General features: G+C 38.9%; 19 protein-coding genes and 1 pseudogene. 3 read left to right on the top strand and 17 right to left on the bottom strand.

All coding sequences use genetic code 11. The features are described from left to right. Positions 1-268: 268 nt before the first annotated feature. The 14 genes and pseudogenes from RZN25_12235 to RZN25_12170 form a co-directional block, all read right to left on the bottom strand. Positions 269-475: pseudogene (locus RZN25_12235) on the bottom strand (flagellin). Between the two features lie 128 nt (positions 476-603). Then, on the bottom strand, positions 604-834 hold the full coding sequence (csrA, locus tag RZN25_12230) for a carbon storage regulator CsrA (GenBank protein MEQ6377584.1): 231 nt from the start codon (positions 832-834) through the stop codon (positions 604-606). Between the two features lie 3 nt (positions 835-837). Then, on the bottom strand, positions 838-1,278 hold the full coding sequence (fliW, locus tag RZN25_12225; protein ID MEQ6377583.1) for a flagellar assembly protein FliW: 441 nt from the start codon (positions 1,276-1,278) through the stop codon (positions 838-840). A gap of 15 nt (positions 1,279-1,293) precedes the next feature. Next, positions 1,294-1,884 (bottom strand): DUF6470 family protein, encoded by a 591-nt coding sequence (locus RZN25_12220; protein MEQ6377582.1) that lies wholly within the window; start codon positions 1,882-1,884, stop codon positions 1,294-1,296. 66 nt (positions 1,885-1,950) lie between these two features. Beyond that, positions 1,951-2,835, bottom strand: a complete 885-nt coding sequence (gene flgL / locus RZN25_12215; protein ID MEQ6377581.1) for a flagellar hook-associated protein FlgL — start codon at positions 2,833-2,835, stop codon at positions 1,951-1,953. Positions 2,836-2,843: 8 nt separating this feature from the next. Next, the gene (gene flgK, locus RZN25_12210) at positions 2,844-4,358 is read right to left on the bottom strand and encodes a flagellar hook-associated protein FlgK (protein MEQ6377580.1); all 1,515 of its coding nucleotides are present in this window, start codon (positions 4,356-4,358) and stop codon (positions 2,844-2,846) included. Between the two features lie 15 nt (positions 4,359-4,373). Further along, positions 4,374-4,877, bottom strand: coding sequence for a flagellar protein FlgN (locus RZN25_12205; protein ID MEQ6377579.1), 504 nt, complete (start codon positions 4,875-4,877; stop codon positions 4,374-4,376). Positions 4,878-4,917: 40 nt separating this feature from the next. Continuing rightward, the gene (flgM, locus tag RZN25_12200; protein ID MEQ6377578.1) at positions 4,918-5,181 is read right to left on the bottom strand and encodes a flagellar biosynthesis anti-sigma factor FlgM; all 264 of its coding nucleotides are present in this window, start codon (positions 5,179-5,181) and stop codon (positions 4,918-4,920) included. Between the two features lie 73 nt (positions 5,182-5,254). After that, the gene (locus RZN25_12195; protein ID MEQ6377577.1) at positions 5,255-5,689 is read right to left on the bottom strand and encodes a hypothetical protein; all 435 of its coding nucleotides are present in this window, start codon (positions 5,687-5,689) and stop codon (positions 5,255-5,257) included. A 120-nt stretch (positions 5,690-5,809) separates the two neighbouring features. Beyond that, a complete protein-coding gene (locus RZN25_12190; protein ID MEQ6377576.1) occupies positions 5,810-6,499 on the bottom strand; it encodes a ComF family protein in 690 nt (229 codons plus the stop codon). Next, positions 6,477-7,925, bottom strand: a complete 1,449-nt coding sequence (locus tag RZN25_12185; GenBank protein ID MEQ6377575.1) for a DEAD/DEAH box helicase — start codon at positions 7,923-7,925, stop codon at positions 6,477-6,479. The genes RZN25_12190 and RZN25_12185 overlap by 23 nt, the downstream gene beginning before the upstream one ends. Positions 7,926-9,013: 1,088 nt before the next feature. Beyond that, entirely contained in the window at positions 9,014-9,856 is an 843-nt protein-coding gene (locus tag RZN25_12180) for a DegV family protein (GenBank protein MEQ6377574.1), read from the bottom strand. 298 nt (positions 9,857-10,154) lie between these two features. Beyond that, positions 10,155-10,835: a response regulator transcription factor gene (locus tag RZN25_12175; GenBank protein MEQ6377573.1), complete on the bottom strand. Its 681-nt coding sequence runs from the start codon at positions 10,833-10,835 to the stop codon at positions 10,155-10,157. Between the two features lie 374 nt (positions 10,836-11,209). Further along, positions 11,210-12,376: a sensor histidine kinase gene (locus RZN25_12170; protein ID MEQ6377572.1), complete on the bottom strand. Its 1,167-nt coding sequence runs from the start codon at positions 12,374-12,376 to the stop codon at positions 11,210-11,212. A gap of 172 nt (positions 12,377-12,548) precedes the next feature. On the opposite strand from RZN25_12170, the gene RZN25_12165 reads away from it, so the two are divergent. Next, a complete protein-coding gene (locus tag RZN25_12165; GenBank protein MEQ6377571.1) occupies positions 12,549-13,187 on the top strand; it encodes a YigZ family protein in 639 nt (212 codons plus the stop codon). Positions 13,188-13,239: 52 nt separating this feature from the next. Then, positions 13,240-14,256, top strand: coding sequence for an LCP family protein (locus tag RZN25_12160; GenBank protein MEQ6377570.1), 1,017 nt, complete (start codon positions 13,240-13,242; stop codon positions 14,254-14,256). 27 nt (positions 14,257-14,283) lie between these two features. Here RZN25_12160 and RZN25_12155 read toward each other — a convergent pair whose 3' ends face one another. Then, a complete protein-coding gene (locus RZN25_12155) occupies positions 14,284-14,439 on the bottom strand; it encodes a hypothetical protein (protein ID MEQ6377569.1) in 156 nt (51 codons plus the stop codon). A gap of 391 nt (positions 14,440-14,830) precedes the next feature. Between RZN25_12155 and RZN25_12150 the strand changes: the two genes are divergently transcribed. After that, a complete protein-coding gene (locus RZN25_12150; GenBank protein ID MEQ6377568.1) occupies positions 14,831-15,619 on the top strand; it encodes a zinc ribbon domain-containing protein in 789 nt (262 codons plus the stop codon). Between the two features lie 227 nt (positions 15,620-15,846). Here the strand turns inward: RZN25_12150 and RZN25_12145 are convergent, their stop codons facing one another. Further along, positions 15,847-16,464: a hypothetical protein gene (locus RZN25_12145; GenBank protein ID MEQ6377567.1), complete on the bottom strand. Its 618-nt coding sequence runs from the start codon at positions 16,462-16,464 to the stop codon at positions 15,847-15,849. Continuing rightward, entirely contained in the window at positions 16,457-17,035 is a 579-nt protein-coding gene (locus RZN25_12140; GenBank protein ID MEQ6377566.1) for a hypothetical protein, read from the bottom strand. Before RZN25_12140 ends, RZN25_12145 begins: the two co-directional genes overlap by 8 nt. Between the last annotated feature and the right edge of the window lie 168 nt (positions 17,036-17,203).

Raw genomic sequence — 17,203 nt, 5'->3', positions numbered from 1 at the left:
TGTTATCGCAGTGGTTTTTTATCCTCTGCTTCTTTATGTTTCCATAAAGTTCAGGTCATATCTTCATCCCTGTAGGATGCCCCGCGCTCTTGGGTGGGTTATTGGTACGGTTCCTCACCACCTGACCGTCACACCTTCCTAACTACTTGTTACCGATTCATTAGGCTTGGCTCGGTATTGCCCACCATCCACAAAGTTGGTTTGGGGTTCCACCGAATTCACGGAGTGTTCATCTAAGCATTACTGCTTAGAGCGGCATTTCTAGTCTACCGTCTTGTGCATTCTTAGCAGCCATATCCAAACCACGGATCTGTCCACGCATTTTTTCAGAGATTGCTAGTCCAGCAGCGTCATCTCCTGCTTTGTTGATACGAAGTCCTGAAGAAAGTTTTTCTAAAGAACCTTGTGTTGCTGCATTGTTACCTGTTAGTTGGCGGTACGTGTTAAGCGCCGCAATGTTGTGATTAATTCTCATTTCACTTTTCCTCCTTGAGTTTGTAAGTCCCACATCCTTGTGGTTACCTATGACAAACGAACTAGAGTCGGCCGCCTCTGTCCGTCAGTACTGGTACATTTTTATTATCGGAGGAAAATGTCGGATGTTTAATCTTTTTTTGTATTATTTTTCAATAAATTTAATAAATCTGTCGAAACGCTTGCTGCATCACTATTTTCACGTTGAATTTCTAAATAAATTTCTTTTCGATGGATTTCTACATGCTTAGGAGCAGAAATACCCAATTTGATTTGCTCCCCATCGATCCCAAGCACTTTAATCTCGATATCTTCTCCAATTTGAATGGCCTCATTTACTTTACGAGTGAGAACTAACATTCTTTAGCCCTCCTTCACTGCAGAAGAAGTGATCGGTTCTTTTGTTGAAAAGCTCTTACTATTCGTTATGTATTGCTTACCGATTTTTTTCTTTGCGTTAATAATAATCGGTGCTTGAAGATTTATTGTGCTTGATGCAAAAGGATCCTTTAAGGAAAGAATCGAAAAAATTTTGAGATCAGTTTCTGAATCTACTTCTAGTAACTCTTGAGCAGATTCGTTTAAATTAAATTCATAATCTTTTCGGAAAACATATGGATTTACAACAACAAAAGCCACATAGGACTCTTCCACTGATTGAAGAACCATAAATGGGGGTGTCTCTGGGATTTCTAATAACACAAACTTTTTAAACTCATGGAACCCAGGAATCCCGTGTGGGAAAGTAATTACCTGTTCTTCCGAAACTTCAATCTCACCTAAATATTTTGTTTCTATCTTCATCTATAGAACACATCCTTATAAAGGCATTTCGAAGTTTGGACCACGAAATGCTAGATTTTCAAAATCAATTTCAAGATTAGCTTGCTGTTTTAAACTTGTCTCAATTGAACCAGGTTGATAATTAATAATAGGCTTACTGGCCCTATTTTCAATGATTGGCTGTTGAGTCTTTACATTGATGTTTACCTTAGAGGGTTGATAATCAATCCTAACCGAAAAATGAGAGGGAATCCACCCTATATTAAATTGTTTTTCAGGTCGATGTCCATTTTCAGAAGCTTGCCTTTGAAGTACATTACCTCCATTCTCAATCTCCATCAATTCTTCCCCTTGTCGTACCCGTCTTGCCACACCTTCCATTACTTTTTGCTTTCCTAATTGTGCGGCATCTTCAATTCTTTTCTTTACACTTTTTAGATCCATATCATTCCAGGCCTGCGTTTGATCAATAGTTAACTTCGATGGTGTCTTCTCTATCCTTATCTCCGCTTCCGGCTGCCGAATAGTTTGGGTAGTATTGGGCTGCTGTGTGGTTTGAGACGCAGAGGTTAATTGAATTTGAATCTGAGCCATCTGAGACTCCAATCTAACCTGAGGTAATTTCATTCATTCTCACCTCTTTACAAAATAATAGTAAAAAGGCTTGCCACACAAACGTGACAAGTCTTATGTTTAGCGTAGAAAATCAAGAAGAGTTGGTTGAATGATTCGTGATCCTCCACTTAAGGCCGCACGATGAATACTCTCTTGAGAAGTTAGAGCCACAATGACCTTTTCAATATCTATGTCTTCATTATCAGACATCGTACGAGTAGCAATAACTTCCTGCTCCGCTAATCGATTTTCAATCAATTCTAACCGATTCATCCTAGCTCCTAAGTCTGCTCTTTCATTTACTGTATTATCAATATGTGTATCAAGATTGCCAATAGCTGCTTGTACATTTGCCACATTATCTGACTTTAAAGCATTTAAGAATTCATTAATATCTGCAAACAACTGATCAGTAAATACATTCTGTGGATTAATATTTGCCTGAAGCTTTGTTCCACCAGAAACCTCAATCATTACTGGATTTGTAGTTCCTGATGTTGCGATTATCCCTGTAACCGAATCTACCGTTAACGGTGCATTTTTTGTATCCGTTCCATTGAAAATATATTTATTGTTTACCTTTGTGTTAGCAATGTCAATTAAATGTTCCTTTAATTGATCCACTTCCTTAGCAATACTCTCGCGTTGGTTTTCTTCATACGTCCCATTGCTAGCTTGAACTGCCAATTCACGTAAGCGTTGAAGGGCTTGCGTAGCCTTATCAAGAGCTGAATCAGAATTATCCATCCAGTTATATACTTCTCCAAGGTTCCGTTGAAACTGCTCCACCTCTGTTAACTGAGACCGATAATTCATCCCCTTCATGGCAACCACTGGGTCATCAGAAGGACGGTTTACTTTTTTACCTGTGGAAAGCTGGTCGGAATACTTATCGAGATTGCTATAGCTCCGGCTAAGGTTTTTCAACATATTATTTGTTAGCATACTTTGAGTCACTCGCATCTAGATCCCTACCTTCCGACTAATCCCATTTGATTAATGATTCGATCGAGCATTTCATCGACAGCTGTCATACTGCGAGCTGCCGCATTATAAGCATGTTGAAACTTGATCATGTTCGTCATTTCCTCATCTAGAGAAACGCCACTTACGGATTGGCGACGCTCTTCGACTTGTTGACGTAAGACATCTGCGTTATTTGTCTGCCTTATGGCTTCCTGAGTGATAACTGCCATTTCGCCAATAGCAGATTCATAGAAACTTTTCACCGTTGTGTTCTGACCAAGATTGGGGAGAGAAGTATGCAAAACGTTTGCAAGATCACTTGCATTCCCCCCATCACCACTTTTAGTATCGTTACTTGCTGCAATAAGGTCTCCATTATCTTTAATGGCTTGTACAACATCAAGGTTAGTTGCTGAATAATTGGCACTTACAACGAAGAAATCACCACCTACAGTTCCATTTAAATCATAACCACCTTTGTGGATATGATTAAATTCCGTAGCAAATTCAAACGCCATCTTATCCAAATTATCTAGCATTTCTGGGTATTCACCCTTGATCACACCATTATCTATGTAACCATAGGATTCAATAAGGGCTTGTACCTTTCCTTTAGAAGTGAAGTTGGCTCCACTAAAGGTTTGGCCTCCAATTTCAATTGTCCCAATAGCATTCTGCCCAAGAGAATTATCGAAATTAATGGTCATCTGATTCACTTGGTTAGTAGCTCCGTCCAACATCATGACAGGTGGATTATAGGAAGCTCCACTTGGTCCCACTAGCTCTACCGAAGCTCGGCCTTCAGCAATGGCATTCGGCTGCCCCCCGCTCCCTACATAAGAAACCTTTATATTAGCTAAACTAGAAAGCTTATCCAGTAAAATATCACGTTCATCATATAGATTATTAGGCAAATATCCGTGGGGCTCGATTTCCCCAATTTGCTGGTTAATTCCTTGAAGTTGGCTCAACAAGGAATTGAACTCTGTTTTTGTTACTTCTAGCTCATGCTCAAGATCTGTTCGAATAGATGATAAGGAAGAAGACATGTATTTAAAGGTCTCTGCCACCGATATTCCACGTTGTCGCACAACAGATCGTGCACCCGATTCCTCAGGGTTAACCGCTAAATCTTGAAGAGATTGCCAAAATTGGTCTAATACTTTTGAGAGTCCTTCTTCAGACGGTTCGTTCAAAATATCCTCCATCTGTCTCATAGCAGCTGCCTTAGAATCATAGTATCCTAGCTTACTATTTTCCCCTCGATATTGAATATCTAAAAATTGATCACGAATTCGTTGAACTGAATCTGCTGTGACTCCTGTCCCCATTTGACCTGGAATTTGTTCCCGGTTTCTCGAGGCTGGTGGATAAGGTGAGGTTTGTTCAAAATTGACACGTTGCCTAGTGTAGCCTTCTGTATTGGCATTGGCTATATTGTTGCCCGTCGTATATAAAGCGGACTGCTGTGTTGTCAGTGCGCGCCTTGCTGTTTCTAATCCAAAAAAAGTTGATGACATCGTTGAACTCCTCTCCTATATCTTGGAATCAAAGACTGATCTCTTCGGTTCCACACCTGAGCCTTTCGTATTTGGGTTTCCATAATTCATATTCTTTAAAGTTGGTTGCAGCATGTCCATCGTTAATTCCACAAACTGCAAAGACTGCATCGTTAACTCACGGTTCAACGCTTCTTGTTGCTTAATCTCCGCCATGATCAAGATGAATTCGTCGCTCATAGTTTGGAGCTGCTTTCGTTCCTCCTCATCCTGAACAGTAGGGAGCAAGTTCGAAAGGGTTGGCTCTATCCCAGACGGCCCGTGTTCTTGTATCCATGTCTCTACTAACTCTGATCGCGTTTTTTCCAAGGTTTCGAGGGCTTGGATGTGTTTGCGTTCGTTTGGGAAGAGTTGTTGGAGGGCTTGGATGTTGTTGGTTTTTAGGTATTCGGTTTTTTGTTGGGACAGGTTGAGTAGGCTTTGGTGTATTTTGTAGAGACGTTCCATGGTTTGGAGTATGGGTTTTATGGTGTTGGGCATGTGGTCCGTCTCCTTTCTTTAGTAGTTTTAGTGAGAAAATTTATTTGTTGGTCCAAAAGTCGATCATTTTTTGGGCGGTGGCTTTTGGGTCTATTTGGTATTCGCCGGATTCAATTTGTTGTTTGATTTCTGCGACTTTCTTTTGGCGTGCTTCTACGGCCTGATTAGCTTCTTGCATTTGTTTGGCTTCGCTGGAGATTTCGATTTTATCTTGTTGTTTGCCGCTCTGCTCAAGTTCAGCCTGTTTTTGTATTTGTTTTTTGTATGGGTTCATATTCATATGATTTGGTCCATGAATTTTCATTTCCGATCACCTCTTTCGGTATTCCTCGTTCCTATTACTCTTACTATCGGTTGGTTTCGGAAAAAGTTTAGAGTTATTTTGATTTATCTTTGTCTTTGTTGATGGCGAAATATGTATTTGCTTTGGCGTGTTCTTCCTGTTGGTTCCGTTGTTTAATAGATTCGAGCTGTTCATTGAAGTCCAGTTCTGATTTGAGCCCTGCTTGGCAAGATGTACAGATGACACCTTCTTTAATTGGGGCTCCACATTTTTCACATTCATAGGTTAGGTTGGGAAAATGGGTGCTTCGGATTCGTTTTTCTTTGATAAATTTGATGATAAGGTCTTCCTCGACACCAGTTCCTTCGACCACTTCTGATATCGTTGCTTCTCTATTTTCTCTGCGACGGATAAATTCGTAGACAATGTTAAATGCTTTTTCTTCCTCTTTGGAGCACTCGGGACAGACTGATTTTATTGTTTTTACAAAAAGTGCTCCGCAACGAGGGCAGTTGGATAATTCGCCCATGGGTGGGTTCCTCCTCTTTTGTTTCCCTTTGTGCTCATTATATCGTCAATGGGAGGTGGGGAAAAGAGGGATTGATCGAATTTTGTCGGATTTCTGTCAAATTGGTGGTAATTTTGCAATCTATCCTCGGATCAGTGTAAAACTACGAACTTCCGGGCATCCATTCGATTTAAGTATTGCTGCTGCCTGTCTTAGGGTCGAGCCTGTTGTGTAGATGTCGTCAATGAGGAGGACGGGCTGAGTGATGGAGTGCTGGATTGTGAAAGGATTTTGACTGTGCAGGCGATCATATCTTGTTTTTTTTGATTGCTTTTCCGAAGTGATTCTTTGGAGAGGGTGTTGAATCCTTTTGGGGTCCATACATTCTGCGATAGCCTCTGCTTGATTGAATCCTCTTTCTTTGGAACGTTCCTCGCTTAAAGGGATAGGAACTAGGATAGGCTGGTAGGATTTTGAGAGGAGCTTCTTATAGGCCTTATTGATTTTTTCTTGGAACATTTGAATGAGAACGTAGTCTCCACGGAATTTCCATTTTGCCATGATTTCTTTCATGGAGTCGTTGTAGGTATAAAGGGAATGGTTTGTTGTGAGAAGCCCTTTCGTTTGAGGATTTTGTTCCCACCGTTCACAATCAAAACAAAGTCCTCCGCTTGGATGCTCGCGATTGCAAATAAGACAACGAGTCCCTTGAAGCAGTTGCAGCATGGAATCACATTTTTCACAAATAGGGGATGGGTTTTGGTAAATCAAAAAGGTTTCCCAAGTGATTTGAGGAATGATTTCGATATCACACCATAGGCAATGGGTCATGTTTGATCTTCTCTCCTTTTTTGTTCATTTCATGGATGGACTTCTTCGCGGATTTCATAGCTATAGTAAGACCATTGTGAAAAAAGATGACTTCCCCCGTTGGATCATCAGCACTCCTCCCTGCCCTTCCAGCAATCTGCACGAGGGCTGCTTCATCAAACACCTCATGGCCTGCATCGATAACGGCTACATCAATGGATGGAAATGTTACTCCTCTTTCTAAAATAGTGGTAGTAATAAGAATGGATATTTTTTGTTGCCGATAGAGAAGGATTTTTTGCTCCCGGTCAGGGTCAGCCGCATGGACATTTTCGATAGTTTCGTGAGGGAATTTGTGGATTAGGATCTCTTTCGCCATATGGGCCATTTCAATTTCAGAGACAAACAGGAGAAGGCGTCGATTTGTTGTGCGCTTTTGCTTTATCCATTGAACGATGGCTTTAGGTAGCTGATTCTTTTGAAGAATATTAGAAAAGTTGTAAATGAGTTGAAATTTGGGGACAGGAAGTGGGTGTCCATGGAACCTAACGGGTACAAAGACGACGTCCAGTTTCCTTTGTTGAACTTGATGCTTCAAATCGGATCGTGGGGTTGCGGTGAGGTAGATGGTTGCACCGTTTAGCTTGGTCGCCCTTTTAGTAGCAAACGGGAGCGATGGATCCCCATGAAAAGGAAACGCATCGACCTCATCAATCACCATGACATCGAAGGCTTGACTGAATCGGAAGAGTTGATGAGTGGTTGTAATGATTAGTTGTGCTCCGTCAGGAATGTCCTCTGTTCCTCCATACAGAGCAGCAATGGATATTTGGGAAAATGCTTGCCTTAGGCGCGGAGCCAACTCGCGTACAACGTCACTCCGGGGTGTGGCTATAGCAATTCGTTCCCCTCTTTGGAAAGCATTTGATATTCCCGCGAAAAGCATTTCGGTTTTCCCCGCCCCACACACCGCATGGACCAGCAACCGAGATTTATCATACATTGCCTGTTCAATTTTTTGAGAAGCGTGTTCTTGAGCCTTTGTTAAGCTCCCCTCCCAAGATAATGGCTTTTCTGGTATTGAAAATGAAATATCCGGTCCATTCCATTCATATAGAGGTGTACAAGATTGCACTCTGCCCATGACCACACATTTCCGGCAATATAGACACGGCTTTCCGCAATTCAAACAAGGCATCAACCCAAACTGATGCTTCTTATTAGCACCACATCGCTGACATTGGTACCCTCCTATCGTTTTTAGGATGGGTGGCTTTTCAATTAAATAATGATGTTGTAGGAGTTGTTGAAAAATATCTTCAGGGAGTTGAATTTCTTTTCTTAGTAGAAGACGGCCGGCTAGTTGTGATGTGTAAGGAGAAGGCTGGGTGATTCTGCTGAAGGTTATTGATGGAGTGGGATTTGAATGTGGTTTAATGAGTTTCAATAATAGAGGACCTCCTTGAGATTCATTTTTGATGACATAGTTAATATACGGCATTTGTTAAAAAAGTCCTTCAATTAAAAAAGTTACGTTAATTCATGACTGTCTGGATTTTGTAAGGATATGATTTTTAAAAGCTTATAATTTTTGTAGGCTTTACTTTATAAGCTTCTGATCTTTCTATGCTCATATTCATCGCTCTATGCTCATACAAAAAATGCTATGCGCAGGTTTTTAGGTCTATGCTCGGAATCTTGATGGTCTATGCTCATATTTTCAGGTTTAATGCGCAGGTTTTTTTAGTGATAGCGCACTTCTTTAGCTATATGCTCAAGTATCTATCGATAGGCGCAACTTATCCATCTAATGCTCAGAATTAAATGGTTAATGCGCGGGTTTCTGAAATGAATGTAGCTCAAAATTAACTTTATAAGCTTCTGATCTTTCTATGCTCATATTCATCGCTCTATGCTCATACAAAAAATGCTATGCGCAGGTTTTTAGGTCTATGCTCGGAATCTTGATGGTCTATGCTCATATTTTCAGGTTTAATGCGCAGGTTTTTTTAGTGATAGCGCACTTCTTTAGCTATATGCTCAAGTATCTATCGATAGGCGCAACTTATCCATCTAATGCTCAGAATTAAATGGTTAATGCGCGGGTTTCTGAAATGAATGTAGCTCAAAATTAACTTTATAAGCTTCTGATCTTTCTATGCTCATATTCATCGCTCTATGCTCATACAAAAAATGCTATGCGCAGGTTTTTAGGTCTATGCTCGGAATCTTGATGGTCTATGCTCAAATTTTCAGGTTTAATGCTCAGGTTTTTTGAGTGATAGCGCACTTCTTTAGCTATATGCTCAAGTATCTATCGATAAGCGCAACTTATCCATCTAATGCTCACCATTCACTCATTCAATGCTCAGAATTAAATGGTTAATGCGCGGGTTTCTAAAAGCTCAAAATTAACCCTTTTGGCTCAAGTCAGGAGGTTAACTCTTTTTATGTTCACTCCCATCAACCAAACCACAAAACAAAAATACCCCCACCGAAAATACGATGGGGAAAATAAAAATAAATAAGTTCAGTTTACTTTTTGTACCAACCTAAAGCGAGAGCTCCCTCCCCAAGATGGGTGCCGATAACAGGGCCAAAATAACTTAAGACAAACTCAGCATTCGGAAAACGAGATTCAAGTTCCGCTATTAGTTCCAAGGCGTCCTCTTCACAATTGGAGTGGATCACCGTTGCTCGGATGGGTTCACCTGATTGAGCAATATCTTCAAAAAGACCGGTAACTCGTTTCAAAGCTTTTTTACGAGTCCGGATTTTTTCAAAAGGAACAATGACCTTGTCCACAAAATGCAAAACAGGTTTCACTTGTAACAGACTACCCATAATCGCTTGCGCACCAGATAGACGGCCGCCTCGGTGAAGATGCGTTAGATCATCCACCACAAAATATGCACGAGAGGACTTTTTCATTTCTTCCAATCGTTTGATGATGTCTTCTGGATGGGCACCAGCTGCTGCCATTTCCGCAGCCTCAAGAACATAAAATCCTTGCAGCATACAACTTATTTCTGAATCAAAGGGATAAACCTTAATTTCGTCTACCATGCTGGATGCTGTAATGGTTCCTTGGAAGGTACCGCTTATTCCACTTGACAAATGGATAGCAACAACTGCATCATAATCCTTCGATAATTCTTCCAGTTTAGCTGCCACATCACCAATTGCTGGTTGACTTGTCTTAGGGAACTCTTCTGATTCTCGAACCTTTTGATAAAATTCTTCAGCTGTAATCTCTACTTCTTCTTTATAGGATTTGTCCCCAATTAAGACATTTAGTGGAATCATATGAATATTCTTTTGTTCTCTTATTTCTTGAGGTATATAGGCAGTACTGTCCGTTAAAACCGCAGTTTTCATGCTATTTTTCTCCTTCAAAAAAAACTGATATTTCTTTATATTTTACATGAATCTTCAGCATGTTGCATCACATTCCTTAATAATCATGCATATTTATTTATCATGACATGAAGGAACCTACTTCAGTCGATAGGGCGCTGGAGCTAGACAAATTCTCTAACAACTTGTAAATAGCTGATACTATAAAGAAATCCATAAGGAACATTTGTCTTATTATTCATCTAATAACGTCAAGCTCAACTAAAAGTTATATTTTCTAACCAACCAAAAAAAGAAACCCACTTTAAAAGCGAGTTTCTCATAAGACCTCAACCCAGCCATTTTTAATGGCAGTTACTACAGCCTGGGTTCGGTCATTCACATTCATTTTTTGAAGAATATTACTTACATGGTTCTTTACTGTTTTTTCACTAATGTAAAGGGTATCTGCTACGCCTTTATTACTTTTCCCATCAGCCAAAAGCTGGAGGACTTCACATTCTCTTCTTGTTAATAAATGAAGAGGCTTGCGATATTCTATCACTTTATTCTGTGATACCTTTCCTTCTTCTTGTACTAGGCGGCGATATTCATTCACTAGATTATGAGTTACCTTAGGATGAAGGTATGATCCTCCCTCACTTACCACTTTTATAGCCTCAATAAGAGAATCAGAATCCATTTCCTTTAACAAATATCCTTGGGCACCTGTTTTTAGGGCGTGGGTTACATAACTCTCATCATCGTGAATTGAAAGAATGATCACCTTGGTTTCTGGGAATTTTTGAATAAGATCTGCTGTAGCTTGAACACCGTTCAACTTTGGCATATTAATATCCATTAATACGACGTCTGGACGATGTTGTTCAACTAAGGATATGGCATCTTGTCCATCACTACCTTCTGCTACAACGGAAAAGGCAGGCTCAAACTCTAGTATTCTCTTAACACCTTCACGAAACAATTTATGATCATCAATTAACACAATCTCTACAGCCATACCCATCCTCCTGAATTTTATTAATTAAATTTTTAAGTCATTCACACGGAACCATTTCCTTCTATGGTGACTGTAACGCTGAGTGTAGGAAAAATGATCGTTTATAAAATGAAACTTCAATCAGTGGCCGTCCCTACTGATCGTTAGCACCAAATGGTATGACCTAACCAATTGTACATTTGCGGGCAGTTTATCCCCCACCTACTCTTTTCATTTCACTTAAGACTTGAGGGGTATTGCTCCCATGAAAATAAAACATTAAATTTTTCATCCTTGTTGGTGAAGCTTGCTTCATGGTTAGCTGCCCGTTCATGCGGTATAAACGTTATTAATAAGTAATACGTCCAAATCTATATTCATTATAATATAAAAAATCACCTATTGACAGCCTTTACTTGACTTACTGTTGATAAAGGGACCTGTAGCATAACCATCGTTCCACTATTAATTTTCGAATCAAAAGTGATCTCCCCATTTAACATGTCTACTCGCTCTTTCATCCCAACAATTCCAAAGGATTTTTCCTTTTTTTCAGAAGGATCAAATCCAATACCGTCATCCTTAATGATTAGGGTCACACGTTCTCCTCTAATTTCTACTTTCACTTGAACCATGGATGGCCTTGCGTGCTTCACAGCATTCGTAACCGCTTCTTGTGCTAAACGAAAAAGGGCAACTTCGTATTTGGAATCAAGTCGTCGGTCTGCACCTAAAGAAATAAACTTTATTGGGATATGATTATATTCTTCTACAGTTGCTAAGTATTTTTTTAAAGTAGGAATCAATCCTAAATCATCAAGAGCCATTGGACGTAAGTCATAAATAATTCGACGAACCTCATATAGAGCTGAATGGACCATCTTACGGACATTTTTGATTTCTTTTATTGCTTCCTCTGGTCCTCGTTCTCGAAAAACTTTATCAACAATCTCCGAACGAAGCATTACATTGGCGAGCATTTGTGCTGGCCCGTCGTGGATTTCTCTTGATATCCTACGTCTTTCGTCCTCTTGCGCTTCAATGATTTGAAGACCAAAGGCTTGCTTTTCTCTTGCTGTTTCTAATTCTTCTGTCACCTTTTTGAAGTCATCATTTAAGTAATTAAGGATTACTGAGATTTTCGTCACTAAACCTTCTGCTTTTTCTACCGTATCACCGAGATTCTTAAGTCGGAGTTCAAGTTCATCACGTCTCTGGCGCAATTGTTTTTCTTTTTCACGGTTTACAGAAAGCGTCATTTGTAGTTGATGAGTTTGCTCATAAACCTCCCGAATTTCTTCTTCACTATATTTATCAAAATGCTTACTCACTTCTGATAATCGGATTCGTGAAAAACGAACTCTTTTGTCGAGCGTATCCCCCTCATCGATCATTTGATAAACGAGTTTCTTCGTTTCTTCAAGCTCCATCTTGAGCTGTTCATATTCATTTCGGGACCGTTCACCGATGTGAAAAATCTCATCCTTACTATTGGTCACCGTATCAATCATCTCATTGATAATTGAATCAAGTGCTTTTTCACTATGTTTTTTTTCCGACATGAGAACCGTCTCCTTCATCCATGTTCAAAAAACCTATTCGTAAGAAGCAAGTTATTTTTGGGGGTATTTATGAAAATTCATTCAAAATACTGAGTTTTTTTGGGTACTAACGTTCTATTTGAACATTTAGTCTCTCGACTTTATAATAATTCTTTAGGAGGTTAGAAGCAAGATGATTAAATCATACTATACCGTTAAGGGTGAAGGTGCCCATGAGATACAAATACAAAAGTCACGCTTTATTGGTCATGTCATGCGTACTGAGACAGAGGAAGAAGCACAAAATTTTATCCAAAAAATGAAGAAGAAACATCATGATGCTACCCACAATTGTTCCGCTTACTTAATTGGGGAGCATAACCAGATTCAAAAAGCGAATGATGATGGCGAGCCTAGTGGAACTGCTGGTGTCCCTATTTTGGAAGTTTTAAAGAAAAAGGGGCTGAAAGATACGACAGTTGTTGTCACTAGATATTTTGGAGGCATAAAACTTGGTGCTGGTGGGCTAATTCGAGCTTATTCAAAGTCAACCTCTGAAGCATTAAATGAAATTGGAATTGTTCACCGCCAACTGATGCAGGAAATGAAAGTAATTGCTGATTACACTTTGTTAGGAAAGCTAGAAAATGAACTAAGGAAATCTTCGTATTTTTTAGACCGGATTGAATATTTAGAACATGTGGAAATATATATTTATGTACCTGTGGAGGAAGTTGAGGTATTTACAAACTGGATCATTGATTTAACGAGTGACCAGGCCAATTGTAAAAAAGGAGAGCAAATATATAAAGAATTTGATTATCGTTCATAAAATTCTTCCAACATGCAAAACAACTAAGAAGGAAGACAGAAGGAGAATGTACATGGAAAAGAAACGTCCGAATTGGAGGAAACGTGTTCTTTGGAATGTTTCGATAACAATCCTTTTATTAATAGGAACTGTTATAGGATATGGAGTTTATCTAACTGATCAGGCTAAAAAGGCAGCCGACCAGGCACATCAGGAATTGGACAGAGGAGAGCTTTCCGATAAACGCGAAAAAAATATAACTCCAGGAATGGATAATATTTCTGTATTATTTGTTGGTGTTGATGATAGTGAAACAAGGACTGATCAGGGAAATCCAAGATCGGACGCCTTGATTTTAGCTACTTTCAATGCGGAAAATAAATCCGTCAAACTTTTAAGCATTCCACGGGACTCATACGTCTACATCCCAGTGGAAGGAAAAAAAGATAAAATCACCCACGCCCATGCCTTTGGAGGAATTAATGCAACTGTCGAAACGGTGGAGGAGGCATTAGATATTCCCGTAGACTATTACGTGCGTTTGAATTTTGAAGCCTTCACTGAAGTGGTTGATTCATTAGATGGTATTTATTATGATGTGCCTTTTGATATTCAGGAACAGAACAGCAAAGATGAACAGAATGCGATCTATATCGAAGAGGGCTTGCAGCACCTTGATGGAGAAGAAGCTTTGGCCCTCGCAAGAACCAGAAAATATGATAGTGATTTAGAACGTGGAAAACGACAGGTTGAAATTGTGAAAGCTATCTTTTCAAAAGCAACCACCATCACTTCTGTAAGTAAATATGACGATATCATCCGATCGGTTGGGAATAATATGAAAACTAACCTTTCCTTCGATCAAATGCTTTCATTTCGTGATTTTGCACTAGACAAAGACGTGAAGTTTGAATCCTTACAGCTTGAGGGCCAGGGTGTTTACATTAACCAGGTCTATTACTTCCAGCTAGAGGATGAAAATGTGAAGGATGTTCAATTAGAACTTAAGCATCATCTAGGAATTGAACCATCCAATATAAGTACGTTAGCTAATACAAAAGGAGTCCGTTCAATAAATAAAGAAGGATAAATAAAAAGGCGCCATCTCGGCGTCTTTTTATTTTACCACATCATAATAAGGGAGGTTTTCAACATATATTCCACGATTAATAGTTTCCACAGAATCTTTTGATTTGACAGTGTTCCAAGGGACAAAAACTAACAAAACAATCATGAATAATGTGCACAATACAAAAAATTTAAAATTATTCATCAAAATCATCCCCCTATTTGCCTTCATTATAGATTAAAAAAAAGTAAATCAACGGAAAATCTTTAACAAATATGTGAATAATTTCACTTGATTCTAAAAGGATGTTGTCGAAGGCCGTCTAGATACCTCCTTATTTCCCAGGAAATCTCGAAAAGAATAGTTGATATTGTTTTTGTTATATCAGACAATAGAGGAGTAAGTATCCATAAGAAAAGTGCAAGCGCCCCCCGAAACAAGAAAAGCACTTGTTTCTGCGAAAAAGGTCTATGTAGCTTTCCTTCGTGCGATGACTCGAGGCAAAAACTCCGCCGAAGATTAATCGTTGAAACTTTTTTGCTGGAGCTAGACATATTTTAATCTTTCTATCTGCTAATAAAGGAGAATCTTCTTTATGGAATGTCCAAATTGTTTTACCGAAAATAGCAATTCCCGTTTTTGCGTATCTTGTGGGGAACCTCTCACTTCTACATCTTCTCTCAACCAGAAATTAAAGCCTAAGCAATCCGGCAAGCCTACTTGGACAAGACCCGATCACCAAGATGAGGAGCCATTTTTAGAAGAAAGTCTTTTTGAGGATGAAACAGTAACCGAAGAAGTACAACAAACAATTTCACCCTCCCTATTTCTTAAGCAGGCATGGAAAACACCGAGCACGATTTTTACTGAACAACATCTACCAAAGAAGATAGGTGGATGGATTTTAGGTTTATATAGTTTTCTATTTGGGCTGGTTTTGTACATATTTTCCATAGAATATCATGAGCTGTTTTATAAAGATGCCTTTCTAGAGCTTATTGTTTTTCCTGGAACTGCCCTATTCCTTGTATTTATTGTGGCAGCTATCATTTTGTTACTGTTTCCTTCTGATGATCAAAAACTCAATTTCCCCTTAACCATTAATTATATGGGATGGAGCTATTTATATCCTGCGGTTTTTATGATCTTGGCTTGCGTTTTAGCTTTTTTTGAATCGCCAATCGCACTTTTTGTTCTCGCCATCTCGCTTTTATTAGGTTTTGGATTCTTGGGAGGTTCTTTATTCATCATTAAGAAGCGACTGGATCCTATGTTGCATCTTACTTTGCTATTTTTGGCTGTAGGTATTAGTGGATATTTACTCAAATCTTTATGGCTTGAACCTATTATTTCCATTCTAGATAATCCATTCTTATTTTCATAAAGGGAAACTTCAATCAGTGGTCGTCCCCCGCTGATTGTTAGCACCCAACCTAAAGCCCATGAATCAAATGAACATTTTTACAGACAGTTTGTTCCCCACCAACTCTTCTCATTTTTAGTTAAGATTTGAAGTGGGGGGATTACTCCCATGAAAATAAAACAGTGAACCTCTCCATCAAAATCTATGGATTTAGTTGGAGAGGTTCACTGGACTCTCGTAATCCCTGCCTATTGTTCTTGTCCATATTGATTGTAAAACCGTGAGATTAATTCATTATAACGCTGTCCTGCAAATCGGTAAGGATACCTTAAAATTCCATCAATGCTGTTGAATTCCTCAGGAAAAATCCCCATGTTAAGAAGGTCCTCCTCTTTACTTCCTACATTTCCGAACATAGAAAATAGGGATTGTATTGTGTTTACATAATTCTCATACCAGTAGGAAGTTTCTATGATGAATTGATTTTCTCTCGAATCCCCCCCCGATTCCAACTCATACAAACGATTCCAAAGCATATTCATTCGCTCATAGTGAGTTTTCATGAGGCTCATGGCTTCCTCATTTATTTCATCAAATTGTTTCGTTTTTTTTACATAACTTTCAATTTCTTTTTTCGTTTCACCAAAAATCAATTGAAGTTCTTTCCCGTTTTTAGATTCTGTTTTAAATTCTTTGGGTGCCTCCCAATTAGGATACATACGTCCATTAAACATTTCCACATTATCTTCTTCCGAAATTTCCAGAAAAAAATCATGGGAAACTTCTTCTTTATTTCTTTCCTGTGTAGCCAAGAAAAAGACAAAGACCAACAAAAGAATGACAATGATTGTCTTCCACTTATTCATTTTCTTTCTCCTCCAGAACTTTTACGATCGGCTTGACTTGTATCACGTATTGATACATAACTTGATCAATAATCTCATTGATTGGTCTACTGCCAAAATAATATTCAGATTGTCCCTCTTCCTGGAATTTATCTAAAAATTTCTGTTCTTTTAATTGTACAAGTAAGTAATGAACATTTGATCCGGCACTAATCATAAATCCAATCTCAGGACGAACGTCAAGAATCGATTCCTGTTGAGGACCAATTTGATATACTTGACTTCTTTGAAGAAGATTGTCAATTTCCTCTAGAGTATAAGAGGAAAGTTCTTTATCATAATATCGGTTATACACTTCTAATAGGAGGTTCTTCTGATTGACCATATGAGGAACATTCTCTTCTATAAATTTCTTCTCTTCGTCCGTAAGATTAAAATGCTCCAGGTCCGGCCCATAGAAATAATCTTCATTTGGTCCATTTATGTATTTCTCAGGAATATTATCTAACAATCCATCTTCCTTTTCCTCTTCAGAACAAGCGACAAGAAAAAGAAGAAATAGGATGCTCATAAACATGATTAATTTTTTCATGATTATCCCCCTCTTCCTTTTATCGTCTAACAAGCACAACCAGAATGCAACTATTTTTTAAAAATAAAGTGAACTTCAATCAGTGGCCGTCACCCACTGATTGTTAGCTTAAAGGCACTTGAACCAATCGGACATTTACTGTCAGTTTATCCCCACCCATTCTTTTCG

It is taken from the genome of Bacillaceae bacterium S4-13-56 (genome assembly GCA_040191315.1).
Lineage (GTDB): Bacteria > Bacillota > Bacilli > Bacillales > JAWJLM01 > JAWJLM01.
This window is presented reverse-complemented; position numbering and strand designations above follow the sequence as displayed.